At 71.0% G+C, this 22,995-nt stretch carries 23 protein-coding genes; 9 read left to right on the top strand and 14 right to left on the bottom strand.

Features of this window, described 5'->3' with window-relative positions; translation table 11 throughout:
• Positions 1-24: 24 nt before the first annotated feature.
• The 5 genes from AQI95_RS41335 to AQI95_RS41315 all read right to left on the bottom strand — a co-directional run bounded on the left by AQI95_RS41335 (position 25) and on the right by AQI95_RS41315 (position 5,647).
• Positions 25-711: a response regulator gene (locus tag AQI95_RS41335; RefSeq protein ID WP_067136276.1), complete on the bottom strand. Its 687-nt coding sequence runs from the start codon at positions 709-711 to the stop codon at positions 25-27.
• Entirely contained in the window at positions 708-3,290 is a 2,583-nt protein-coding gene (locus AQI95_RS41330; protein ID WP_067136274.1) for a sensor histidine kinase, read from the bottom strand. Before AQI95_RS41330 ends, AQI95_RS41335 begins: the two co-directional genes overlap by 4 nt.
• A gap of 455 nt (positions 3,291-3,745) precedes the next feature.
• On the bottom strand, positions 3,746-4,513 hold the full coding sequence (locus AQI95_RS41325) for a DUF3710 domain-containing protein (RefSeq protein WP_067136272.1): 768 nt from the start codon (positions 4,511-4,513) through the stop codon (positions 3,746-3,748).
• 1 nt (position 4,514) lies between these two features.
• Positions 4,515-5,066, bottom strand: a complete 552-nt coding sequence (gene dut / locus AQI95_RS41320) for a dUTP diphosphatase (RefSeq protein WP_067136270.1) — start codon at positions 5,064-5,066, stop codon at positions 4,515-4,517.
• Positions 5,063-5,647, bottom strand: a complete 585-nt coding sequence (locus AQI95_RS41315; protein WP_067136268.1) for a PaaI family thioesterase — start codon at positions 5,645-5,647, stop codon at positions 5,063-5,065. The genes dut and AQI95_RS41315 overlap by 4 nt, the downstream gene beginning before the upstream one ends.
• A gap of 113 nt (positions 5,648-5,760) precedes the next feature.
• Here AQI95_RS41315 and AQI95_RS41310 point away from each other — a divergent pair, with 113 nt between their 5' ends.
• On the top strand, positions 5,761-6,225 hold the full coding sequence (locus AQI95_RS41310; RefSeq protein ID WP_067136266.1) for a DUF3093 domain-containing protein: 465 nt from the start codon (positions 5,761-5,763) through the stop codon (positions 6,223-6,225).
• 261 nt (positions 6,226-6,486) lie between these two features.
• Here AQI95_RS41310 and AQI95_RS41305 read toward each other — a convergent pair whose 3' ends face one another.
• The 4 genes from AQI95_RS41305 to AQI95_RS41290 all read right to left on the bottom strand — a co-directional run bounded on the left by AQI95_RS41305 (position 6,487) and on the right by AQI95_RS41290 (position 10,041).
• Positions 6,487-7,410 carry a hypothetical protein gene (locus tag AQI95_RS41305; RefSeq protein ID WP_208614393.1) on the bottom strand — a complete coding sequence of 308 codons (924 nt, stop codon included), beginning with the start codon at positions 7,408-7,410 and terminating at the stop codon, positions 6,487-6,489.
• Between the two features lie 13 nt (positions 7,411-7,423).
• Complete coding sequence (locus tag AQI95_RS41300; RefSeq protein ID WP_005481602.1) at positions 7,424-7,720, bottom strand: DUF4193 domain-containing protein; 297 nt, start codon at positions 7,718-7,720, stop codon at positions 7,424-7,426.
• Positions 7,721-8,133: 413 nt separating this feature from the next.
• Positions 8,134-9,381, bottom strand: a complete 1,248-nt coding sequence (locus AQI95_RS41295; protein ID WP_067136262.1) for a sensor histidine kinase — start codon at positions 9,379-9,381, stop codon at positions 8,134-8,136.
• Positions 9,382-9,387: 6 nt separating this feature from the next.
• Positions 9,388-10,041 carry a response regulator transcription factor gene (locus AQI95_RS41290; protein WP_023546086.1) on the bottom strand — a complete coding sequence of 218 codons (654 nt, stop codon included), beginning with the start codon at positions 10,039-10,041 and terminating at the stop codon, positions 9,388-9,390.
• Between the two features lie 414 nt (positions 10,042-10,455).
• Here AQI95_RS41290 and AQI95_RS48180 point away from each other — a divergent pair, with 414 nt between their 5' ends.
• Entirely contained in the window at positions 10,456-10,629 is a 174-nt protein-coding gene (locus AQI95_RS48180) for a hypothetical protein (RefSeq protein WP_167361996.1), read from the top strand.
• 127 nt (positions 10,630-10,756) lie between these two features.
• On the opposite strand, the gene AQI95_RS41285 is transcribed toward AQI95_RS48180, so the two are convergent.
• Together AQI95_RS41285 and AQI95_RS41280 are read right to left on the bottom strand one after the other, a co-directional pair.
• Positions 10,757-11,572 carry an inositol monophosphatase family protein gene (locus AQI95_RS41285; protein WP_067136260.1) on the bottom strand — a complete coding sequence of 272 codons (816 nt, stop codon included), beginning with the start codon at positions 11,570-11,572 and terminating at the stop codon, positions 10,757-10,759.
• Between the two features lie 8 nt (positions 11,573-11,580).
• Entirely contained in the window at positions 11,581-12,708 is a 1,128-nt protein-coding gene (locus tag AQI95_RS41280) for a ferrochelatase (RefSeq protein ID WP_067136258.1), read from the bottom strand.
• 172 nt (positions 12,709-12,880) lie between these two features.
• On the opposite strand from AQI95_RS41280, the gene AQI95_RS41275 reads away from it, so the two are divergent.
• Both AQI95_RS41275 and AQI95_RS41270 read left to right on the top strand, forming a co-directional pair.
• Positions 12,881-14,119, top strand: coding sequence for an MFS transporter (locus tag AQI95_RS41275; RefSeq protein ID WP_067136256.1), 1,239 nt, complete (start codon positions 12,881-12,883; stop codon positions 14,117-14,119).
• The gene (locus AQI95_RS41270) at positions 14,079-15,398 is read left to right on the top strand and encodes a D-arabinono-1,4-lactone oxidase (protein WP_067136254.1); all 1,320 of its coding nucleotides are present in this window, start codon (positions 14,079-14,081) and stop codon (positions 15,396-15,398) included. Before AQI95_RS41275 ends, AQI95_RS41270 begins: the two co-directional genes overlap by 41 nt.
• On the opposite strand, the gene AQI95_RS49545 is transcribed toward AQI95_RS41270, so the two are convergent.
• A complete protein-coding gene (locus AQI95_RS49545; protein ID WP_079071912.1) occupies positions 15,322-16,047 on the bottom strand; it encodes a hypothetical protein in 726 nt (241 codons plus the stop codon). The genes AQI95_RS41270 and AQI95_RS49545 overlap by 77 nt on opposite strands.
• A 482-nt stretch (positions 16,048-16,529) precedes the next feature.
• Here AQI95_RS49545 and sepH point away from each other — a divergent pair, with 482 nt between their 5' ends.
• On the top strand, positions 16,530-17,570 hold the full coding sequence (gene sepH / locus AQI95_RS41260; protein ID WP_067136250.1) for a septation protein SepH: 1,041 nt from the start codon (positions 16,530-16,532) through the stop codon (positions 17,568-17,570).
• Between the two features lie 59 nt (positions 17,571-17,629).
• Here the strand turns inward: sepH and AQI95_RS41255 are convergent, their stop codons facing one another.
• Positions 17,630-18,481 carry a sulfurtransferase gene (locus tag AQI95_RS41255; RefSeq protein ID WP_067136246.1) on the bottom strand — a complete coding sequence of 284 codons (852 nt, stop codon included), beginning with the start codon at positions 18,479-18,481 and terminating at the stop codon, positions 17,630-17,632.
• A gap of 318 nt (positions 18,482-18,799) precedes the next feature.
• On the opposite strand from AQI95_RS41255, the gene AQI95_RS41250 reads away from it, so the two are divergent.
• Entirely contained in the window at positions 18,800-19,591 is a 792-nt protein-coding gene (locus tag AQI95_RS41250) for a VOC family protein (protein ID WP_067136244.1), read from the top strand.
• Positions 19,592-19,650: 59 nt separating this feature from the next.
• Here AQI95_RS41250 and AQI95_RS41245 read toward each other — a convergent pair whose 3' ends face one another.
• On the bottom strand, positions 19,651-20,292 hold the full coding sequence (locus AQI95_RS41245) for a thymidine kinase (protein WP_067136242.1): 642 nt from the start codon (positions 20,290-20,292) through the stop codon (positions 19,651-19,653).
• Positions 20,293-20,890: 598 nt separating this feature from the next.
• On the opposite strand from AQI95_RS41245, the gene AQI95_RS41240 reads away from it, so the two are divergent.
• The 3 genes from AQI95_RS41240 to AQI95_RS41230 all read left to right on the top strand — a co-directional run bounded on the left by AQI95_RS41240 (position 20,891) and on the right by AQI95_RS41230 (position 22,384).
• The gene (locus AQI95_RS41240) at positions 20,891-21,439 is read left to right on the top strand and encodes a hypothetical protein (RefSeq protein WP_067136240.1); all 549 of its coding nucleotides are present in this window, start codon (positions 20,891-20,893) and stop codon (positions 21,437-21,439) included.
• Positions 21,440-21,571: 132 nt separating this feature from the next.
• The gene (locus tag AQI95_RS41235; protein WP_067136238.1) at positions 21,572-21,916 is read left to right on the top strand and encodes a PH domain-containing protein; all 345 of its coding nucleotides are present in this window, start codon (positions 21,572-21,574) and stop codon (positions 21,914-21,916) included.
• Positions 21,917-22,075: 159 nt separating this feature from the next.
• Positions 22,076-22,384, top strand: coding sequence for a hypothetical protein (locus AQI95_RS41230; protein ID WP_244189053.1), 309 nt, complete (start codon positions 22,076-22,078; stop codon positions 22,382-22,384).
• Positions 22,385-22,995: the final 611 nt, after the last annotated feature.

Raw genomic sequence — 22,995 nt, 5'->3', positions numbered from 1 at the left:
GCGCAGCTCGCTTCGCAGCCCGGCTCACTTCTCGAACCGGTACCCCATTCCCGGCTCGGTGATGAAGTGCTTCGGGTGCGAGGGGTCCGTCTCCAGCTTGCGGCGCAGCTGGGCCATGTACACACGCAGATAGTTCGTCTCGGTCCCGTACGACGGCCCCCAGACCTCCTGCAGCAGCTGCTTCTGGCTGACCAGCCGGCCGGTGTTGCGGACCAGGACCTCCAGCAGATGCCACTCGGTCGGGGTGAGCCGGACGTCCTTGCCCCCGCGGTTGACCTTCTTGGCGGCCAGATCGACGGTGAATCCCTCGGTCTCCACCATCGTCAGGTCGTCCTCGCCGGGCCCGACCGGCTCGGCCCGGCGCACGGCGGCCCGCAGCCGGGCCAGCAGCTCGTCCATGCCGAAGGGCTTGGTGACGTAGTCGTCGGCGCCCGCGTCGAGCGCCTCCACCTTCTCGTCGGAGGAGTGCCGGGCGGACAGCACCAGGATGGGCACGCGCGTCCAGCCCCGCAGACCCTTGATCACCTCGACGCCGTCCATGTCGGGCAGACCCAGGTCGAGAACGACCGCGTCGGGGTGGCGGGAGGCAGCGAGTTCGAGGGCGGTCCTGCCGTCGGGGGCCGCGTCCACCTCGTACTTTCGCGCCTTGAGGTTGATCACGAGGGCGCGCACGATCTGCGGCTCGTCGTCGACCACGAGCACCCGGGTCATAGGGTCTGCCTTTCTGGTTCTGCGATGTCCTCCCCGACGGGAGACTCTGCGGTGTCCTGCCCCGCGGAAGGCGACTCAGGAGGTACTGCCGCCGCGCGCAGGCTGAGGACCATGGTCAGTCCGCCGCCCGGCGTGTCCTCGGCGTTGAGGGTGCCGCCCATGGCCTCCGCGAATCCCCGGGCGACCGCGAGACCGAGCCCGACGCCGGCACCGCGCGGAGCGTCACCGTACCGCTGGAACGGCTCGAATATCCGGTCCTTGGCCTCGTCCGGCACGCCCGGCCCGCGGTCCACGACGCGCACCTCGACCCGGTCGGCCATGGTGCTGGCGGACACCAGCACGGTCCGCCCGCGCGGGCTGTACTTGACGGCGTTCTCCACCAGGTTGGCCACGGACCGCTCCAGCAGCCCGGGGTCGACCTCGACCATCGGCAGCGTCTCGGGCACGTCCAGCTCGACGCTGTCCTCGGGTACGCCGCCCAGGGCCATCGGGACCACCTCGTCCACGTCGATCTCGCGGATCAGCGGCGTGACGGTGCCGGTCTGCAGGCGGGACATGTCGAGGAGGTTGCCGACGAGGTGGTCGAGCCGGTCGGCGCCCTCCTCGATGCCCTCCAGCAGCTCCGCCCGGTCCTCCTCGGACCAGGCCACGTCGTCGGAGCGCAGCGAGGAGACGGCGGCCTTGATGCCGGCGAGCGGCGTGCGCAGATCGTGGCTGACGGCGGCCAGCAGCGCGGTGCGGATGCGGTTGCCCTCGGCGAGCGTACGGGCCTGGTCTGCCTCCTCCTGCAGGCGTCGGCGGTCCAGCGCGACGGCGGCCTGCGCGGCGAAGGCGGCGAGCACCCGGCGGTCCTCGGCGGGCAGGACCCGGCCGGTGAGCGCGAGCGCCATGTCGTCGCCGACGGGCATGTCGACGTCGGCGTCCTCGGGCCGCTCGAGCGGGCGCCCGAATCCGGCACGCCCGGCGCAGGTCCACGGCTCGACGTCGCTCGCGCGCTCCAGCAGTGCCGCCGACTCCATCGCGAAGGTCTCGCGGACGCGTTCCAGCAGCTCCTCCAGGCTGGTCTCGCCGCGCAGCACGTTCCCGGCGAGGAAGGAGAGGATCTCCGACTCGGCGCGCAGCCGGGCCGCCTGATGGGTGCGCCGGGCGGCCGTGTCCACCACCGAGGCGACGGACACGGCGACCCCGACGAAGATCGCGATGGCGACGATGTTCTTCGGGTCGGCGATGGTGAGCCGGTGCAGGGGCGGGGTGTAGAAGTAGTTCAGCAGCAGCGAGCCGAAGGCCGCCGAGGCCAGCGCGGGCAGCAGGCCGCCGAGCAGCGCCGCGGCGACCGTGACGGCCAGGAACAGCAGCATGTCGTTGGCGAGGCCGAGGTCGATGGTGTTCAGCAGCACCGCGAGGACCGCGGGGCCCGCCAGGCCGACCGCCCAGCCCCAGATGATCCTGGCCCGCCCGAGCCGTCCGCCGCGGGCCACGGGCAGCCCGCGCCCCTTGGCGACCTCCTCGTGGGTGACGATGTGGACGTCGAGGTCAGGACCGGACTCGCGGGCGACCGTGGCGCCGACGCCGGGCCCGAAGACGTACTGCCAGGCCTTGCGGCGCGAGGAGCCCAGCACGATCTGGGTGGCGTTGACACCGCGTGCGAAGTCCAGCAGGGCGGCCGGTATGTCGTCGCCGACGACATGGTGGAAGGTGCCGCCGAGGTCCTCCACCAGGGTGCGCTGGACGGCCAGTTCCTTGGGCGAGGCCGAGGTCAGGCCGTCGCTGCGGGCTATGTAGACGGCGAGCACCTCGCCGCCGGCGCCCTTCTCCGCGAGCCGGGCGGCACGCCGTATCAGGGTGCGGCCCTCGGGGCCGCCGGTCAGCCCGACCACGATCCGCTCGCGGGAGCCCCAGATCCGGGAGACCCGGTGCTCGCTGCGGTAGGCGTTGAGGTACTCGTCGACGCGGTCGGCGACCCAGAGCAGGGCCAGCTCGCGCAGGGCCGTGAGGTTGCCGGGCCGGAAGTAGTTGGACAGGGCCGCGTCGACCTTGTCCGGCTTGTAGATGTTGCCGTGCGCCATTCGCCGGCGCAGCGCCTGGGGCGACATGTCGACCAGCTCGATCTGGTCGGCACGCCGCACGACCTCGTCCGGGACGGTCTCCTGCTGCCGCACCCCGGTGATCGACTCCACCACGTCGCCGAGTGATTCCAGGTGCTGGATGTTGACGGTGGAGATCACGTCGATACCGGCGGCGAGCAGCTCCTCGACGTCCTGCCAGCGCTTGGCGTTGCGCGAGCCGGGGATGTTGGTGTGGGCGAGTTCGTCCACCAGGGCGACGGCGGGGGCCCGCCGCAGCACGGCGTCAACGTCCATCTCGCTGAATTCGGCGTCCCGGTACCGCAACTGCCTGCGCGGCATCTGCTCCAGGCCGTGCAGCATCACCTCGGTGCGCTGCCGGCCGTGGTGTTCGACGAAGGCCACGACGCAGTCGGTGCCCCGCTCCACGCGGCGATGTGCCTCGGAGAGCATGGCGTAGGTCTTGCCCACGCCGGGTGCCCCACCGAGGTAGATCCGAAGCTTGCCGCGTGTCATGTCCCCATTGTCTTCCCGAAACGCCTGCGTACGCAGCGTCGACCTTACGGCCAACAATCGCGGCAAACGGGGCAGGGAGGTGGTTGGGGGGCAACTTTGACGGATCTCTGATGAGCCGTCGGCTCGGTGGACACCACCCGCCGGACCTGCCGGTTCAGTCCAGCAGGGTGGTCCTGCCGGAGCCCGGGCGGCCCTGGAGGGCGACCAGCCCACCGCGCCGCGAAAGGGGCGCGGGAACTGCGCGGCAAGCCACGACGGACCCGCCCCCGGCTGGCAGCGGGCACCGCCCCGAAGGCGCAGAAACGGGCCGCGCCCTCCAGAGGCACGGCCCGCTCATCACTTGCCGAACCCGGCGGCGCGACTAGGGCCTGTCCGATGGGTCCTGCCGGGCACGCGGGGTCTGGCACGCCGAGAAGGCACCGCCCCGACACCCGGCCGGACCCATCGGACAGCCCCTAGCGCACCTCGGTGATCTCCGGTCCGCGCTGCAGCTGGCCCATGCCGCCGGAGAAGCGCGAGCCCTCCTCCTGCTGGATGCCCTCGGGGACCATCTGGGCGTCGTTGGGCAGCTTGAGGACGATCGGGTCGCGGGGCGCCATCGGGCCCTCGCCGCGCACCACGACCGTGTCGCGGAAGATCTGCTCCAGCAGACCGGCGGCCTGCGGCTGCACGGCACCCTGGCCGGAGATCACACCGCGCAGGAACCAGCGCGGGCCGTCCACACCGACGAACCGCACGACCTGGAAGCCGCCCGTGCCGTCCGGCAGCTGCACCGGCACCTGGGCGCGCAGCTCCCACCCGAGCGGGCCCTCGACCTCGTCGACGATGCCACCCTGCTGAGTGATACCGGACCCGATCTCCTCACGGACCTCGCCCCAGATGCCCTCGCGCTTGGGCGCGGCGAAGGCCTGCAGCTGGACGGCGCTGTCGTGCAGCACGACGGTCGCGGCGACGATCGCGTCACCGGCGACCTCGACCCGCAGCTCCATGCCGTCCACGCCGGGGACGAACAGCCCGCCGAGGTCCACACGGCCCTCGCTCGGGTCGCGCACCTCTTCGCTGTCCCACGGCCCGTCGGGCCGGGGCTCCGGCTCCAGCCGGACACGCTCGCGCCCGGCCTCCTCCACTTCCTCGTCCGCCTCGGTGTCGACGCTGTCGACGACCTGCTCGGCCTCGCCGGCCGCGTCCTCGGCGGCACCCTTCTTCTTGCGACGTCCGAACACGTCACTGTCCTTCCCGGTCGGATACAACCGAAGCGTATCGATTCCCACCCGTCGGACCGCTCACGGCGGTCTGACCGCTTGTGCCGCTTGCGCCGCCCACCGCGGCATGGCCACCGGTGGACCCGAAGCCCCCCTCGGCCCGCGCCGAGCCGGGAAGTTCCGCCACCTCCTGGAAGCGGACCCTCTCGACCTGCTGGACGACCAGTTGGGCAATCCGGTCGAAGCGCTCGAACCGCACGCTCTCGCGCGGGTCGAGATTCACCACGATCACCTTGATCTCCCCACGGTACCCGGCATCAACCGTCCCCGGGGCATTCACGAGGGCGACACCGCAGCGGGCGGCGAGGCCGGAACGTGGATGCACGAACGCCGCGTAACCCTCGGGCAGGGCGATCGAGACGCCGGTGGGCAGTACGGCCCGCTCCCCGGGCTTCAGCTCGCACGGCTCGGTGGTGCGCAGATCGGCTCCGGCGTCCCCGGGGTGCTCGTACGCCGGAAGCGGTACGTCCGGGTCGATGCGCCGGAGCAGCACGTTCAGGGGGGCACGGCTCACGGGTTCACCTCGAAGGCGCGGGTGCGCCGGATCTGGTCCGGGTCGTTCATGGCGGCCTGGATCTCCTCGTCGCGGCCGTGGTCGATGAAGTGGTCGACCTTGACCTCGATGAAGAGCGCGTCGGCGCGGACGGCGACGGGCCCGTCGGGGCCGCCGATGCGTCCGGTGGCGGTGGAGTAGATCTTGCGCCCGGCGACGGCGGTGACCTCGGCCTCCAGGTACAGCGTGGTGTCCACCGGGACGGGCCGCACGAAGTCGGTCTCCAGCCGGCCGGTGACGGCGATGGTGCGCAGCAGCCAGTTCAGCGAGCCGAGGGTCTCGTCGAGGGCCGTGGCCAGCACTCCGCCGTGCGCGAGGCCCGGGGCGCCCTGGTGGGCAGGCTGGACGGTGAACTCGGCGGTCAGCGAGACACCCTCGCCTGCCCGCGCCTCCAGGTGCAGCCCGTGCGACTGCCCGGGGCCACAACCGAAACAGTGTTCGTAGTGGGCACCGAGGAGTTCCCCGGGCGCGGGCGCGTCGGGGTGCCGTACCGGTTTCACCGCGTCGGCGGGAGGCTGAAGACGTGCGGAACTACCACTCACAGCCGCAGACCTTACCCGCCCGCCCGTCACCCTCCACCGCCCTGCCCGGGAGCGCTTCGCACCGGCTCCCCCTGGTAGCAGCCGAATACGGATCCCGTGCCAAGCTTGGCCTCATGCAGCTCTCCGCCACCCCCTACGAAGAACGCCTCACCGCCCCCCGCTCGTGGTGGCTGATCAGCTTTCTGGTGGGCGTCTCGTGCGCCTTGATCCTGCTCCCCTTCGGCACCCTGCCGCTGCTCGGCGGCCTGGTCGGCGGTACGGCCGCGGCGGCGGTGGTCGCCAGTGCCTACGGCTCCCCGCGCATCCGTGTCGTCGGTGACGCGCTGATCGCGGGCGAGGCGAAGATCCCGGTGTCGGCGCTGGGCGGGTCGGAGGTGCTGGACGCGGAGGAGGCCCGCGCCTGGCGCACGTACAAGGCGGACACTCGCGCGTTCCTGCTGCTGCGCGCCTACATCCCCAGGGCGCTGAAGGTCGAGGTCACCGACCCGCAGGACCCGACGCCGTACCTGTATCTGTCGACCCGGGAGCCGGAGCAGCTGGCGGCTGCGATCGAGGCGGCGCGCTCGGCGAACGCCTGAGGCTTCCCGAGCCCTGGAGGCTCCTCGGGGAGGTCAAGGGCCTGTCCGGCGGATCAGGCCGGAGGACAGCAGCGGTGCCTGGTCGGCGCACGTGAGTGGGGCTTGGTGCGCGCAGCTGCAAGGCGGAGGAGGGAGTCGACGGTGGGGGTCCCCCCGCGCGAGCGCGGTCGAGCGTGGGGGAGCGTCGGCGAGTGACGACAACGCCGCAGGTGGGCGTGCCAAGCCCCGCGTCTCCGGCAAGATCCGCCGGACAGGCCCTAGCTAGGGCTCCTCGGGGGATTCGGGGAACTCGCTCAGTCTCAGCGGCTCCGCCGGCTTCTCCAGGGGCGGCAGCTCGGCCAGCTCGTCCCAGGGAACCTGCATCTTGCGCAGGTCGACGCGGATACGGGCGGCGAGCCTCTTGGTGTCCCGGCGGTTCATGACCGCGCCGACCGCCGCGCCCACCATGAAGGGCATGAGATTGGGCAGGTCACGGACCATGCGTTTCATGATCTGCTGACGCAGTTCGCGCTTCATGCGGCCGCCGAGGGCGGCGTCGTACGTCGACGGCTTCAGCACGTCGATGCCGCGCTCCCCCGACCATGAGGACAGATACGCGGTACTGCGGATCTTCAGGTTCCCCTGCGGTCGTACGCCGTAGACCTCGTGGAGTTCGGCGACGAGTTTCAGCTCGATCGCGGCGACGCCGGTGATCTCCGCGGCCAGCTCGGTGGGCATGGCCGGCGGCACCGGCAGCATCGCCGCCGCACCGATCCCGGCGCCGACCGTCGAGGTGCCGGCCGCCGCGCCCGCCACGAGCTTGTCGGCGAGTTCTTCGGGCCCGAGGCCCGGGAACTGCCGACGCAGGGTCGCGAGGTCGCGTACGGGGACACGCGGGGCGATGTCGATGATCCGGTCCGCGAGGTAGGACACCCCCGCGCGAGCCCGGCTGCCGCCCCTGCGGGCCCCTTCCCGGGCCATGTCCCGGGCTTTGTCACGCACCACCGCGGCCCGTCGCCGAGCGACGGGCGCGGGCTGCGTCACCGGTTCCGGGTGGTCGGCCCGGTCGGTCTCCGGTCCGAGCGGGGCCACCGCCTGCGGTGAGCCCCGCTCGTCGTCACGCGCGCCGTACGAGCCGTCGGACGGCCCTTCGTCCGCCTTCCCCAGGGGAAAGCGGCGCTTCCGTGGAGGGGTCGAGCCAGACATGGCCGACCCGACCTCAGTCGCAGTCGCGGCAGATCGGCTGACCGTTCTTCTCACGGGCCAGCTGGCTGCGGTGATGCACCAGGAAGCAGCTCATGCACGTGAACTCGTCCTGCTGCTTCGGCAGCACCCGGACGGCCAACTCCTCGTTCGAGAGGTCGGCGCCGGGCAGTTCGAGGCCCTCAGCGGCCTCGAACTCGTCGACGTCCACCGCCGAAGTGGACTTGTCATTCCGCCGGGCCTTCAGCTCTTCAAGGCTGTCCGAGTCGACGTCGTCGTCGGTCTTGCGTGGAGTGTCGTAATCGGTTGCCATATCGCTCTCCCCCTCTGGGTGTCTGCGGTGTCTCCAGCGCACGTAACGCGTGAGAGGCCGGACTTGTGCCCGACCTGAGGCGGAGATTTTGCCTCACATCAAGGTCTGTTACTCAATCGACACCCAACCCGACCCCTCAAGAGTGATCGACTTGGATGGCGGTGAGGACCGTACACGGTTCGAATGCCGCACCTCAAAGGCGCCTCACCGTGTACTTCCCGTGATCAAGTGCCCTGAAAACCAGGACTTTCCCGGCTTTCTGCCATGTTTCATGATCACAGAGAGTACATGGCTGAAAATCCGTCCATGTGATCGATCACACAACTGGAAGCTCATTCGGCGGCTGAAAAATTCCGCGCGAAGCGAACATCCCTCGCGTGTGTCGACACGGCTCACCGCGGCTCGGTTTCGGATCACAGGGGCAGAGTGACCCGCATCACCAGGCCGCCACCCTCGCGAGGCTCCGCCACGATGTGGCCGCCGTGCGCGCGGGCCACGGACCGGGCGATGGACAGGCCGAGGCCGACTCCCTTGTCGCTGCCCGTGCGCTCTGTACGCAGGCGTCTGAAGGGCTCGAACAGGTTGTCGATCTCGTACGCCGGCACCACCGGCCCGGTGTTCGTGACCGTGAGCACCGCGTGCCCGTGCTGGACCTCGGTGTTCACCTCGACCCATCCGGCCTCGGAGATGTTGTACCGCACCGCGTTCTGCACCAGGTTCAGGGCGATCCGCTCCAGCAGCACGCCATTGCCCTGCACCACGGCGGGCTTGCGCTCGCCGCGGATCTTCACGCCCTTGGCCTCGGCCTCGGCATGCACCTGGTCGACGGCCTGGGTGGCGACCTCGGCCAGGTCGACCGGTTTGCGCTCGACGATCTGGTTGTCGCTGCGGGCGAGCAGCAGCAGGCCCTCCACCAGCTGCTCGCTGCGTTCGTTGGTCGCCAGCAGCGTCTTGCCGAGCTGCTGCAGCTCCACCGGGGCGCTCGGGTCCGAAAGGTGGACCTCGAGCAGCGTGCGGTTGATCGCGAGCGGGGTGCGCAGTTCGTGGGAGGCGTTGCCGACGAAGCGCTGCTGGGCGGTGAACGCCCGCTGCAGCCGCTCCAGCATGTCGTCGAAGGTGTCGGCCAGCTCCTTCAGCTCGTCGTCCGGGCCGTCCAGCTCGATCCGGCGGGACAGGTCGGAACCGGCCACCTGGCGGGCGGTGCGGGTGATCCGGCCGAGCGGGGACAGCACCCGGCCGGCCATCGCGTAGCCGAACGCGAAGGCGATCACGGCGAGGCCCAGCAGGGCCAGCAGCGAGCGGCTGAGCAGGTCGTCCAGGGCCGTCTGGCGCTGCCCGTCCACGCAGTGGGCGATCGCGTCGTTGAAGTCCGACAGCGGCAGGCTGGTGGTGTTGATCGCGGGGCAGTTGTCGCTGGAGACCCGGATCGACGTACCACTGACGATCTTGAACAGCGGCTGGTTGCCGGTGCTGATGGCCTGTGCGGCGAGCAGGTAGATGATCGACAGCAGCAGGATGCCGGCGATCAGGAACATGCCGCCGTACAGCAGCGTGAGCCTTATGCGGATGGTGGGGCGCAGCCACGGGAAGGGGGGCTGCGGCCTCCTGGGGTCCCAGGTGGGCCTCGGCGGCGCCTGGGCGGGCGCGGGTGTGGCGGCCATGGCGGATCAGATCCGGTAGCCGGAGCCGGGGACGGTGACGATCACCGGCGGCTCGCCGAGCTTGCGGCGCAGGGTCATCACCGTGACGCGCACGACGTTGGTGAACGGGTCGGTGTTCTCGTCCCAGGCCTTCTCCAGCAGCTGCTCGGCCGAGACGACCGCGCCCTCGCTGCGCATGAGCACCTCCAGCACCGCGAACTCCTTGGGCGCCAGCTGGATCTCCTTGCCCTCGCGGAAGACCTCGCGACGGTTGGGGTCGAGCTTGATCCCGGCGCGCTCCAGGACCGGCGGCAGGGGCACGCTCGTACGGCGGCCGAGGGCGCGCACGCGGGCGATCAGCTCGCTGAAGGCGAAGGGCTTGGGCAGATAGTCGTCGGCGCCGATCTCCAGGCCCTCGACCCGGTCGCTGACGTCGCCGGAGGCCGTGAGCATGAGCACGCGTGTGGGCATGCCCAGCTCGACGATCTTGCGGCAGACGTCGTCGCCGTGCACGAGGGGGAGGTCGCGGTCGAGGACGACCACGTCGTAGTCGTTGACGCCGATGCGCTCCAGGGCGGCCGCACCGTCGTACACGACGTCGACGGCCATGGCCTCCCGGCGCAGTCCGGTGGCCACCGCATCGGCGAGCAGTTGCTCGTCCTCGACGACGAGTACGCGCACGTCGCAGGTCCTTCCTCTGTCCACCCGCACGGCGCAGCGTGGGCGCGTGCGAGCAGGAGTGTTTGTGGGGTGTGACCTCCATCCTGCCCTTTTCGGTCGTAAGTCGGCTGTAAGGCGGGTTGCGGGCCGCACGGATCCGCGCTTCGGGGCAGGAATACGAGATTTTCTCCTCCGGTTGAGGTTTCCGGGCAAGGGAGCGGGGGGAGGACGGCTTTACACCCCGCGATCACGCTCTGCATGTGCCGCAGCACCATGCGGTACATCGCCGTCCGTTTCGGCAGAGCGGGCGCGGGTGTCCGGCACCGTCGCCGCCCGGCAGGGCAGCGCTGGGCACCTGTGAGAGACGTGATCGCCCCTTTCCCAACGGCACACCCCCGTGCCACCGACCCACGACCCTGGACGAGGGGGCGCAGCATGGACGCTTTCACCGCAGGACTTCTGCAGCGCATAAAGGCGACCGAGTCCGACCTGTCGCGGGCTCGTGACGAGGGTGACGACTTCCTCGTCGAGGTGGAGCAGGCAGAGCTCGACGACCTGCGACGCCTCGCCGCCGAACACGGTGTGGAGGTCGGCGCGTACCGCGTCTGATCGGCCCGAGAGCCCAACGGCGGGACCCCCGGCGAATCCAGCGCCGGGGGTCCCGTCCGTTTCCGACCTGCACGATTTCTCCACCGGCGGTTCATCTCCGCCTGCGGCGAACCGGCCTCGGGCGAGGTCAGTCGTGCCAGGCCCCGAAGTCCTCCAGCAGCCCCTGCAGCGGCTCGAAGACGCCCGGCGACCCGGCGACGGTCAGCTCCCGCGACGGCCGCTCCCCCGGCCGCCCGCCGACCAGCGCGCCCGCTTCCCGGGCGATCAGGTCACCCGCGGCGAAGTCCCAGGCGTTCAGCCCCCGCTCGTAGTACCCGTCGAGCCGGCCGCAGGCCACGTCGCACAGGTCGACCGCGGCCGACCCGCTGCGCCGGATGTCCCGCAGCAGCGGTACCAGCCGGCCGGCCACCTCGGCCTGATGGGCCCGGACCTCGGTCACGTAGTTGAAGCCGGTGGAGACCAGCGCCTGCTCCAGCGGGGGCGCGGGGCGGCAGGCGAGCGCCTGCTCGCCCTCCCATGCGCCGGTCGCCCACGCGCCGCCACCGCGCACGGCGTGGTAAATCTCGCCGCGCATCGGTGCCGCGACGACCCCGGCGAGCGTCTCGCCGTCCTGCTCGGCCGCGATGGACACGGCCCAGGTCGGCAGGCCGTAGAGGTAGTTCACGGTTCCGTCGAGCGGGTCGATCACCCAGCGGATGCCGCTGGTGCCCTCGCTGGAGGCGCCCTCCTCGCCGAGGAAGCCGTCGTCGGGCCGCCGGTCGGAGATCAGGTCGGTGATCAGCTTCTCGGCCGCGATGTCCATCTCGGTGACGACGTCGATCGGGCTGGACTTGGTCTTCGCCACGGCCAGGTCGGCCGGGCGGCCGTCCCGCAGCAGCTCTCCGGCGCGGCGGGCGGCCTCCTGGGCCAGCTCCAGCAGTTCCCGGTGCAGGGCGTCGGTCACGGGGCTCCTCATGCGTAGGGGCTGTCGGCGCCGGCGGCGGCCGGGTGCGGGGCGCGGGCCGGGCAGCAGCCGACGGGGCAGACGTGGCGGCTGGGACCGAGGGCGCCCAGGGCGCAGGGGGTGACCTCCTGACCGCGTTCCAGGGCGGCGCGCTCGGTGATCAGCTCGCGGACGGCGGCGGCGAAGCGGGGGTCGGCGCCGACCGTGGCCGAGCGGCGCACCGGCAGGCCCAGTTCCCCGGCCCTGGCCGTGGCCTCGGTGTCGAGGTCGTAGAGGACCTCCATGTGGTCGGAGACGAAGCCGATGGGCGCCATGACGACGGCGGGGACGCCGCCGGCGTGCAGCTCCTCCAGGTGGTCGCAGATGTCCGGCTCCAGCCACGGGATGTGCGGGGCGCCGGAACGCGACTGGTAGACGAGGCGCCAGGGGTGGTCGATGCCGGTGCGCTCGCGGACGGCGTCGGCGATCAGCTGGGCCACGTCCAGATGCTGCTCGACATAGGCGCCGCCCTCGCCGTGGACCTCGACGGGGCCGGAGGTGTCGGCGGCGGAGTCCGGGATGGAGTGCGTGGTGAAGGCGATGTGGGCGCCTGCGCGGACGTCCTCGGGGAGGTCGGCGAGGGAGCGCAGCACGCCGTCGATCATGGGCTCGACGAAGCCGGGGTGGTTGAAGTAGTGCCGCAGCTTGTCGATCCGCGGCGGTTCGAGGCCCTCGGCCTGGAGCGTGGCCAGCGCGTCGGCGAGGTTCTCGCGGTACTGACGGCAGCCCGAGTAGGAGGCGTAGGCGCTGGTGGCGAGTACGAGGACGCGGCGGCGGCCGTCGGCGACCATCTCGCGCAGGGTGTCCGTCAGATACGGCGCCCAGTTGCGGTTGCCCCAGTAGACCGGCAGGTCCAGGCCGTGCTCGGCGAAGTCCTTGCGCAGGGCGTCCAGCAGGGCGCGGTTCTGGTCGTTGATGGGGCTGACCCCGCCGAACAGGAAGTAGTGCTGCCCGACTTCCTTCAGGCGTTCCTTCGGGATGCCGCGCCCGCGCGTGACGTTCTCCAGGAACGGGACCACGTCGTCCGGGCCTTCGGGGCCGCCGAAGGAGAGCAGGAGCAGGGCGTCGTACGGGGTGGCATCGAGCGCGTCTGGCATGTCTCGATCCTGCCACCCGCCTCTGACAGCCGGGGAACAGCGGGGTGACGAGTCGGGTTCCAGTGGGTTTAGCCCGGTTTTTCCCCCGGTCATCCGGGGTGCATTTAGGGTGCCCTAACTCGTAAGCTGTATCGGCCGTATTCGCGCCTTACCGAGCCGTTCCGGAGACCACGTGCCCAGCCCCTACAGAACGCTGTTCGTCGAGCCCGGCACCAAGGCGTTCTCCGCCGCGGGACTCCTCGGCAGGATGCCGCTGTCGATGATGGGCATCGGCGTGGTCACGATGATCTCCCAGCTGACCGGGCGGTACGGGCTCGCGGGAGCGCTTTCGGCCACCATCGCGCTGTCCGCGGCGGCGATCGGACCGCAGATATCCCGGCTCGTCGACCGGCACGGACAGCGCCGGGTGCTGCGCCCGGCGACCTCGGTGGCCCTCGCGGCGGCGGCCGGACTGCTGCTCGCCGCGCATCTGGAGTGGCCGGACTGGGTGCTGTTCGTGTGCGCGGCCGGGATCGGCTCGGTGCCGAGCCTCGGCGCGATGATCCGGGCCCGCTGGGCGGCGCTGTACCGGGGCACCGACAAGCTGCACACCGCCTATTCGTTCGAGTCGGTCGTCGACGAGATCTGCTTCATCTTCGGCCCGATCATCTCCATCGGGCTGTCCACGGCCTGGTTCCCGGAGGCCGGGCCACTGCTCGCCGCCTGCTTCCTGGCGGCCGGCGTCCTCTGGCTCACCGCCCAGCGCGCGACCGAGCCGGCGCCGCATCCGCGCGAGCACCACGGCGGCGGTACGGCGTTGCGCTCGGCGGGACTGCAGGTGCTGGTGGCCACGTTCGTGGCGACCGGCGCGATCTTCGGGTCGGTGGACGTGGTCACCGTCGCCTTCGCCGACGAGCGCGGCCACAAGGGCGCCGCGAGCCTCGTCCTGGCGGTGTACGCGGCCGGCTCCTGTGCGGCCGGGGTGGTCTTCGGGCTCCTGCGGTTCAGCGGGGCACCGGAACGCCGCTGGCTGCTGGGCGTGGCGGCGATGGCCGTGAGTATGATCCCCCTCCTACTGGTCGGAAACTTGCCGCTTCTGGCCGTGGCGCTGTTCGTTGCGGGGCTGTCCATCGCACCGACGATGATCACGACGATGTCCCTCATCGAAGAGCACGTACCTCGCGCGAAACTCACCGAGGGCATGACCTGGGTGAGCACCGGCCTCGCGGTCGGGGTCGCGCTCGGCTCGTCCGTGGCCGGTTCGGTCATCGACGCGGCCGGGGCGCGGGCCGGGTACGGGGTTCCGGCCGTGTCCGGAGCCGTCGCGGTCGCGGTCGGTTTCCTCGGGTACCGCCGGCTGCGCAGGCCGGCCGCGGGTCGGGGAGGCACCGTTGAGCAGCACAGCGAGCGGGAAGAACGGCACCTGGCGTAACTGGGGCGGGAACGTCTCCGCCCGGCCCGCCCGGCAGGTCGCGCCGGCCTCGGTGGAGGAACTGGCCGATGCGGTGCGCCGGGCCCGGGAGGACGGCCTGAAGGTGAAGGCGGTCGGTACCGGCCATTCCTTCACGTCGATCGCCGCGACCGACGGCGTGTTGATACGCCCTCAACTGTTGACCGGCATCCGCACCGTCGACCGGGAGGCCATGACCGTCACGGTCGAGGCCGGCACTCCGCTCAAGAGACTCAATGCGGCGCTGGCGCGCGAGGGCCTGTCGCTGGCCAACATGGGCGACATCATGGAGCAGACCGTCTCCGGGGCCACCAGCACCGGCACCCATGGCACGGGCCGTGAGTCCGCCTCCATCGCCGCCCAGATCAAGGGCCTCGAACTCGTCACGGCCGACGGCTCGGTGCTCAGCTGCTCCGAGAAGGAGAACCCCGACGTCTTCGCGGCCGCCCGAACAGGCCTCGGCGCGCTCGGCATCGTCACCGCGATCACCTTCGCCGTAGAGCCGCTGTTCCTGCTCACCGCGCGTGAGGAGCCGATGCCCTTCGAGCGGGTCCTGGCCGAGTTCGATCAACTGTGGGCGGAGAACGAGCACTTCGAGTTCTACTGGTTCCCGCACACCGGCAACACCAACACCAAGCGGAACAACCGCAGCGCCGGTCCCGAGCAGCCCGTGGGGCGGCTGGCCGGCTGGTTCGAGGACGAGTTCCTCTCCAACGGCGTCTTCCAAGTAGCCCAGTGGGCCGGCCGCGCTGCCCCCGCGGCCGTCCCGGCCATCGCGCGGATCTCCAGCAAGGCCCTGTCCGCGCGGACGTACACGGACATCCCCTACAAGGTGTTCACCTCGCCGCGCCGGGTGCGCTTCGTGGAGATGGAGTACGCCGTCCCGCGCGCGGCCCTGGTGGAGACGTTGCGCGAGCTGAGGACCATGGTCGAGCGCTCGGGGCTGCGCGTCAGCTTCCCCGTCGAGGTGCGCACCGCTCCGGCCGACGACATCACCCTGTCCACCGCCTCCGGCCGGGACAGCGCCTACATCGCCGTCCATATGTTCCGGGGCACGCCGTACCAGGCCTACTTCACCGCCGCCGAGCGGATCTTCACCGCGCACGAGGGCCGGCCGCACTGGGGCAAGGTGCACACGAGGGACGCCGAGTACTTCACGCGCGCGTACCCGCGTTTCGGCGAGTTCACTGCGCTGAGGGACCGCCTTGATCCGGAACGGCTGTTCCAGAACGACTACTTGCGGAGGGTTCTGGGGGCGTAGGCGTGGCGGCGGAGGTGCTGGGCGTGGGGGTCGGCGACGGGCTCGGCCCGCCGCTGGGCTCCTCGCTCGGCGAGCCACCGGGCGTCGGGGACGCGCCGTGGGTCGTACCGCCGCCGGCATCGGGCGCGTGACCGCGCGACGGTGTGCCCGAAGGCGTCGGTCTCCCGTCGGACTTGGACGGCGAATCGGACGACGAGGACGACGAGCCGTGGCGGGAGACGGCGTCGCTGACCGTCGTCCCGGTGCCGCCGCTGAAGCTGCTGCCGGACACCAGCTCGTACGTCGTGATCCCGGCCATGGTCACCCCGAACACGACGGCGGCCGCGACCACCGGCCGCCGCCAGCTCCTGACACGCGCGCGGTAGACGGTGCCCTCGCCGAACTCGCCCGGCACCGGTGGCGCCTCCTCCCTGGGACGGGCCGTGACCGTCGCATCCCTCAGCTGCTGCCCGGTCCGCTTGAAGAAGTGCTGGAAGAGGCTGCCCCCGCAGGTGGCGACGATGCTGACGATCCCCGCGCCGAGGATCGTGCCGTACACCCCGAAGTACGAGGCGAGTTTGGCCGCCACGACCGCCGCCAGGGCGCTGCCCGCGACCTGGGGGACGCTCAGGTCGATCCGCTTGCGACCCTCATCGGGCGTTGTACGCATACTCGGAACTTTCCTGCCTTTCCCGCACTTGATCGACAATGGGCAACCGACTGCACGAGATAGGGACGTACGGTCGAAACCATTAGTTCCGTTTCTGGGGATTGCGTGAACTTCGCCACGTTCGTGATCCGCGGAACCGGTTGGCACGGGCCAAGTCGTAGCCCTTGCGAGAAGTTGGGCGGCGCGCCCATCCACGCACATGGTCCAAATGGAGTACTGTTGCGAGCCCTGGGTCCGGTCTCCCACCAGGGTGTCCGCGGCCTTGCAGGACCGCCGGGAGGGGGGGCCGGTTGCACAGGGTGACGGAATTGGTCACTTTGCGTTGCGAACAGGTAACCGTGCCATAACGGCGATCCAGGGCCCGCGCCCGACACGCCGGGCAACTCGGCAAGGTTGTGGCAGGCTGCACCCGGGCAGGCCACACTCGACTAGCGGAAGCAGCGACGCACGTGACGTCGGCAGGCACCACCCGGGAGGTCCCCATGCCCGAACTGCGTGTCGTGGCCGTCTCGAATGACGGCACACGGCTGGTGCTGAAGGCTGCCGACGCAACGGAGTACACACTTCCGATCGACGAGCGCCTGCGCGCCGCCGTGCGCGGCGACCGGCCGCGCCTCGGCCAGATCGAGATCGAGGTCGAGAGCCATCTCCGCCCGCGTGACATCCAGGCGCGTATACGCGCCGGTGCCACCGCGGAAGAGGTCGCCCAGCTCGCCGGCATCCCCGTCGACCGGGTACGACGCTTCGAGGGCCCCGTGCTGGCCGAGCGCGCCTTCATGGCCGAACGCGCCCGCAAGACCCCGGTGCGCCGCCCCGGCGAGAACTCCGGTCCGCTGCTCGGCGAGACCGTCCAGGAGCGCCTGCTGGTGCGCGGCGTCGAGAAGGACTCCGTGCAGTGGGACTCCTGGCGCCGCGACGACGGCACCTGGGAGGTCCTCCTCGTCTACCGGGTCGCGGGCGAACCGCACTCGGCGAGCTGGACGTACGACCCGCCCCGGCGGCTCGTCCAGGCCGTGGACGACGAGGCTCGCTCGCTCATCGGCGAGTCCGACGACCTCGCCGTGCCCGAGCCGAGTTTCCCGTTCGTCCCGCGCATCGCCCGCCTCCCGCGCGAGCGTTCGATGGACCGGGCGCTCGACCGGAGCGAGCGGGAACGGCCGAGCCTGCCGGCGCAGCCGTCCGAGCCCGCCGAGGAGAGCACGAGCGAACGCGACTCGCTGACCAGCCTGCTGGAGGCCGTGCCGAGCTTCCGGGGCGACCTGGTCGTTCCGGAGCGCCCCGCGGAGACGCCGGAGGAGCCCGCCGAGGAACCGGCTGCCGAGGAACCGCCGGCCCCTGCCGCCTCGGCCGGTTCGGCCTACGCGGACGTCCTCATGCCCCGCTCGGTGGGCAGCCACCGCGACCGGCTCATCGGCGCGACCGACCGCCAGGCCGAGGCCGACGGCGTCCGCCCCGGTCGGCGCGCCGCCGTGCCGAGCTGGGACGAGATCGTGTTCGGCACCCGCCGCAAGAAGCAGGAGTAACCGGCCGTACGGGAAAGGGACATGGGGGCACACGCGTGTGCCCCCATGTCCCGCTGGCGTTACTGCGGGTCCGCCCCCACCGCCACCGGCCGGGACGGATCCGAGGACCACTCGGACCAGGAACCGACGTACAGGGCCGCCGGGATGCCGGCCACGGCGAGCGCGAGGACCTCATGGGCGCCGGAGACGCCCGAACCGCAGTACACGCCCACCTCGGTGTCCCCGGACACCCCCAGGGCCTTGAAGCGGTCCGCCAGCTCCGCCGCGGGCAGGAAGCGGCCGTCGGTGGCCACGTTCTCCGTCGTCGGCGCCGACACCGCGCCCGGAATGTGCCCGCCGACCCGGTCGACCGGCTCCACCTCACCGCGATACCGCTCCCCCGCGCGCGCGTCCAGCAACACGCCCGCACGGGCCAGAGCCGCTGCCCCGTCCGCGTCCAGCAGCCCCGCGGCGGCCGACGCCGGACGGAAGTCGCCCTCGGCCGGGTCCGGCACCCGTGTGGACAGCTCGCCCCGCCAGGACGGCAGGCCGCCGTCGAGGACCCGCACATCCGGGTGACCCGTCCGGCTCAGCAGCCACCAGGCACGCGCGGCCGCCCAGCCCTGGCCGCCGTCGTACACGACGACCGGGCGGCCGGCCGACACACCCGCCCGGCGCATCGCGGCACCGAACTCCGCGAGGTCCGGCAGCGGATGCCGGCCGCGTTCCCCGGGCGCGCCGGCCAGTTCCCGGTCCAGGTCGGCGTAGACCGCGCCGGGGATGTGCCCGGCCGCGTACTCGGCCCGCCCGTCGAAGGCCGGGGCGCCCGCCGCCTTGGCCACGCTCAGCTGCCAGCGGACGTCCAGCAGCACCGGCGGGCGGTCGCCGGTCAGCTCATGTGCGAGATCGGTTGCGGTGATGATGGCGTTCATGGCGTATGCATACGCCAGGGGTGGCCGCGGCGTCCAGGTGCGACTACTCTGCTCGGCCGGGCAGGCTCGATCACGAGGCGTATGGGATCGAGCACGTGCTGTACAGACGACGGACACCCACCGGCCATCGCCAGGAAGTGGCGAAAGGCGGCAGATCGGGCATCCTCCCGGAGGTACAGCCGGGCGGCGGCGCGGCATCGCACGCGGCGCCGTGGAGGATGCGGGGACCGGCACGGGCGTACCCGCCGCCGGCGTGGACACCCCTTCGGGGAGCGGAAGCGACACGGCCACCGCGAGGGGCCGGGGAGAGAGTGATCGATGACCGAGGCACGGGAGCCGGCCGGGCCGCACGCGCGGCGCGCGCCCGGCACGCCCTGCTGGGTGAGCCTGATGGCGCACGGGCTGGCCGCCACCGAGGAGTTCTACGGTGAGCTGTTCGGCTGGGAGTTCCGGCCGGGCCCGCAGCAGCTCGGCCCGTATGTGCGGGCACTGCTGGACGGACACGAGGTGGCGGGCATGGGCCAGCTGCCGCCGGACCGCCGGCTGCCGATCGCCTGGACGCCCTACCTGGCCTCGGACGACGTGGATCGAACAGCCGAGGCGGTACGGCTGTGCGGCGGCACGGTGGCGGTCGGCCCGCTGGACGCCGCGGAGGCCGGGCGGATGGCCATCGCCGCGGACCCCTCCGGGGCGGTGTTCGGCATCTGGCAGGGCGCCACGCACCTCGGTGCCGCGATCACCGGCGTACCCGGGACTCCGGCGTGGAACGAGTTGGTGACCTTCGAGACCGAGAGCGTCTCGAAGTTCTACGCGACGGTGTTCGGATACGAACGGGAGCCGGTGGTGTCCGCCGACTTCGACTATGTGACCCTGCACCTCGCCGGGCATCCGGTGGCCGGGCTGCACGGCGTGGGCCATGCCCTGCCGCGCGATCGCGGACCGCACTGGAAGACGTATTTCGAGGTCGCCGACGCCGATGCGACGGTGCGGCAGGTCGCGGACCTCGGCGGCCGGGTCGTCAGGCAGCCACAGGACAGCCCGCACGGCCGGGTGGCGACGGTGGCGGACCCGGAGGGCGCGGAGTTCTCGGTGATCCAGAACCCGCACTGATCGGTGACCCGGAACCCGCACGGAGCCGACGAGGCCCCGAGCGGGCTCCGAAGGCGGGCTCAGCCGGACGAGACCGGCAGGACGTCCGGGGAGAGGGCCGCCGCGCGGGCCGACGCGGCGGTCATCCGGCGCCGGTGGTGGCGGCGGCACAGCACCTCGTAGCCGACCTCGCCCGCCGCCTGGTTGACGTCGCCGACGACCACCTGGGCGCCCTCGACCACCATCTGGCCGCCGATCGTACGGGCGTTGTGCGTGGCGCGGGCGCCGCACCAGCACAGCGCCTCCACCTGGAGCACCTCGATGCGATCGGCCAGCTCCACGAGGCGCTGCGAGCCGGGGAAGAGCTTGGAGCGGAAGTCGGTGGTGATCCCGAAGGCGTACACGTCCAGGCCGAGATCGTCCACCACGCGCGCGAGCTGGTCGATCTGCCCGGGCGCGAGGAACTGCGCCTCGTCCGCGATCACGTAGTCGGCGCGGCGGCCCTTGGAGAGGTGGTCCACGAGATAGGCGTACAGGTCCTGATCGTCCGCGACCTCCACCGCATCGGTGACCAGGCCGAGCCGGGAGGACAACTTGCCCTCGCCCGCGCGGTCGTTCCGGGTGAAGATCATCCCGGCGAGGCCGCGGGCGGAGCGGTTGTGCTCGATCTGCAGAGCCAGCGTCCTTTTGCTTGGGTATCCACCAACTGCGTCCGGGCTCAACTCTGCGCGTCCTTGGTTGTCTGAAACCGTCCTCGGCAAAGGCTGCACGAGCTTCTCGATACCGCCGCGGCACAGGCCTCGGCGGCTCTCTCCATGCCCGTCGGAGTGCCGGTGAGCTACGCGCCCGAGCCACAAGCAGGTGAGCGTCCGCGTCGAGCACGCCTCCGCCCTCATGAAGGCCTGGAAGATGCTCGGCGATTACCATGCGAACAGGCCCACCCCGAAACGACGTTGCGCTGGCTGACGGTCCGGTGGACGGTGTTGCCCAGCATCAGACCGCGGCCCAGCGCCGCGTACCACGGGACCGCCAGCGTCAACGCGCCGATGGCCAGGGCTCGGCGCGTCTGTCGCCGTGGGTGGTGAACAGCAGCACGGTGGTGACGGCGTAACTGATGGCGAAGTACCGTCCCACAGGCCGAACCAGCGGTTGCTCGCCTCGGGGGCCTGGTCCGTCTTACGACCCTTGGGTGTCCGCTTGTCCACCGGTCGGTGGACAGCGGGTCCAACCGTTCAGTCGTCTCGGAGGACCGGGTCCGGCCATAGCGTGGAGTGCAGTGGCGCAGGGAGAAGCGCCAGACCAGGGAAGGCCAGTAGTCACATGAGCCCGTTTCTGACCGCGCTCATCGCCAGCGCGACGATCCTCATCATCATCCTGGCGACCGACCTCGGTCGTCGCCGCGTCACCAACATGCGGACGGCGCGGTCACTGATCGCGGTCGCCATCGTCATCGCACTGTTCGTGCACTCGCTGCCGACCGGCGGCAACGACATCTCGCTGCAACTCTTCGGCATCGGCGTGGGTGCCATCTGCGGCCTGATCGCGGGGGTCCTGCTGCCCGCTGAACGAGATTCGGCCAGTGGCCAGATCTACACCAGGGGGGGCATCGGATACGCTCTGCTGTGGATCGTGCTGTCCAGCTCGCGTGTGGTGTTCGCCTACGGGACCGAGCACTGGTTCAGCCAGGGAATCATCAAGTTCAGCATTGACTACAAGCTCAGCGGGCAGGACGTCTACGCGAACGCCTTCGTCTTCATGTCGCTGGCGATGGTGCTGGCCCGTACCGCGGTGCTGCTGACCCGGCGCCGCAAGCTGCTGGCCCAGGGCAACGCTGCCGTCCCGCAGACCGAGGCCGTTCGCATCTCCTAACTGCCCAGCGCTACACGTCGGATCCCCCCCCCGGGGGGGGGATGACCCCCGGGGCCCCAGCCGGACCGGGGCGGACCAGCCCGACATCGAAAGGGAACCTAGTAGGAGCTCAAGTGGAAGCAGTGGAACGCAATGGATGATGTGAGGCTCCGTCCGCCTCGGAACCGCGTCGAGCGCCGCGCCCTCGCCATGTGGACCACGCAGTCGTCGATCTTCGCGCTGCCGCTGCCGATCGTGTTCGCGGTGCTCTACCTGTTCATCCCGCCCGCCAGGACCTGGTTCGGCTGGTGTCTGGCGATCACGTTGATCCCCGGGCTCGCCTACATGCTGGTGATGTTTGCTTGGCGCTACCGCGTCCACCGCTGGGAGACCACCAACAAGGCGGTGTACGCGAGCTCCGGGTGGCTGTGGCAGCGGTGGCGTGTGGTGCCGCTGTCCCGGATCCAGACGGTGGCCACGCCGTCGCGGCCCTTGTAGATCTCCTCCTGGACGTGGCGGGCGTCGCTGTCGAGATCGAGGGCAAAGGTCCCCTGGGGGAGGAACCGGGTCGAGTCCGCGGCCCACCAGGGGAAGGCCACGTGGTTCGGTGCGTCGAAAGGGGCCCGGGCCGGTGAACTACGCGACCAGATCGACCACTTGACTGCCCCCCTGGCCGAGACCGAAGCACGACTCGCAGACCTGGCCACCACTCGGAAGATCATCGCCGAACGCATCCCGCCCGGGACCGAGCCCGATCCGCCCGAGACGAACGCCGCCTACCAGGCCATCGTGAACGCCTTCAACCAGCACCCCGGCCAGGCATTCCAAGCCCGCGAACTGCACGAACTCCTCGGCATGCCCACCGACGAGGCGACGGTCAACGTCACCCGCAGCCGCCTCGGACGCCTCGCCCGACAAGGCTTCCTCACCCAACGCGGACGAGGCCGCTACCAGAAGCGGACTTAACGTCCACTCAGTGGGCGATAGAGCCGGTTCCTTGAACTCGGTCCTGATCTACTCTTCCTGCCGGCGGGCTTGTTCCTGCGGAATTCAAGCGGACGGCCCCGGTGGCAGGCTTCGACCGCTGGCTCTCCGCCACCCTGGAGGAAGTTATGTTCGGTAAGTCCCCTTGTGGACCTCCAGAGCGCTACCGCAAATCAGGATGAGTTGGCTCTTATCGCCCTTTCGTCGCGGGCGACTTCCGGAACCAACCGGCCGGGACACGACTCTGTCGAGTCAGACCGCGGACGGACACCGGACCGGCGGCATACCCCGGGAGAGCCAGCCCCGAAGAGCGGCAGACGGTTCACGAGTCACCCGGCCCGGCGTCCTACGGCACGCTACGAGCGGCCAACCCGACCGCCTCCCGCTACCCCCATACAAGTCGGCGGTTCACAACCCTATTGGGTCCCTGTCCGGGATCTTCGGGGCCTCAACTCGGCCGTAAGGGCCGTTACCCGGGACCACGGCGCGCAGGGCGGCCACGATCGCCGCTTCCCGGGACTGGCTCCAACGCGGCCGTCAGGTGGCCCATGAAATCGGGAGCACATCCAATGAGCACCATAGAATCGCCATCT

The sequence above is a fragment of the Streptomyces yokosukanensis genome, from assembly GCF_001514035.1.
Taxonomy (GTDB): domain Bacteria; phylum Actinomycetota; class Actinomycetes; order Streptomycetales; family Streptomycetaceae; genus Streptomyces; species Streptomyces yokosukanensis.
The sequence above is the reverse complement of the archived record's forward strand: the minus strand, read 5'-3'. Positions and strand labels throughout refer to the sequence as shown.

Bases quoted from the DNA above. Each gene is read 5' to 3' on its own strand.
- AQI95_RS41335 (WP_067136276.1), bottom strand. From the start codon at position 711: ATGACCCGGGTGCTCGTGGTCGACGACGAGCCGCAGATCGTGCGCGCC.
- AQI95_RS41300 (WP_005481602.1), bottom strand. From the start codon at position 7,720: ATGGCAACCGATTACGACACTCCACGCAAGACCGACGACGACGTCGAC.
- AQI95_RS48180 (WP_167361996.1), top strand. From the start codon at position 10,456: ATGGACGCTTTCACCGCAGGACTTCTGCAGCGCATAAAGGCGACCGAG.
- AQI95_RS41255 (WP_067136246.1), bottom strand. From the start codon at position 18,481: ATGAACGCCATCATCACCGCAACCGATCTCGCACATGAGCTGACCGGC.
- AQI95_RS41330 (WP_067136274.1), bottom strand. From the start codon at position 3,290: ATGACACGCGGCAAGCTTCGGATCTACCTCGGTGGGGCACCCGGCGTG.
- AQI95_RS41295 (WP_067136262.1), bottom strand. From the start codon at position 9,381: ATGGCCGCCACACCCGCGCCCGCCCAGGCGCCGCCGAGGCCCACCTGG.
- AQI95_RS41280 (WP_067136258.1), bottom strand. From the start codon at position 12,708: ATGCCAGACGCGCTCGATGCCACCCCGTACGACGCCCTGCTCCTGCTC.
- AQI95_RS41250 (WP_067136244.1), top strand. From the start codon at position 18,800: ATGACCGAGGCACGGGAGCCGGCCGGGCCGCACGCGCGGCGCGCGCCC.
- AQI95_RS41310 (WP_067136266.1), top strand. From the start codon at position 5,761: ATGCAGCTCTCCGCCACCCCCTACGAAGAACGCCTCACCGCCCCCCGC.
- AQI95_RS41305 (WP_208614393.1), bottom strand. From the start codon at position 7,410: ATGTCTGGCTCGACCCCTCCACGGAAGCGCCGCTTTCCCCTGGGGAAG.
- sepH (WP_067136250.1), top strand. From the start codon at position 16,530: ATGCCCGAACTGCGTGTCGTGGCCGTCTCGAATGACGGCACACGGCTG.
- AQI95_RS41235 (WP_067136238.1), top strand. From the start codon at position 21,572: ATGGATGATGTGAGGCTCCGTCCGCCTCGGAACCGCGTCGAGCGCCGC.
- AQI95_RS49545 (WP_079071912.1), bottom strand. From the start codon at position 16,047: ATGCGTACAACGCCCGATGAGGGTCGCAAGCGGATCGACCTGAGCGTC.
- AQI95_RS41240 (WP_067136240.1), top strand. From the start codon at position 20,891: ATGAGCCCGTTTCTGACCGCGCTCATCGCCAGCGCGACGATCCTCATC.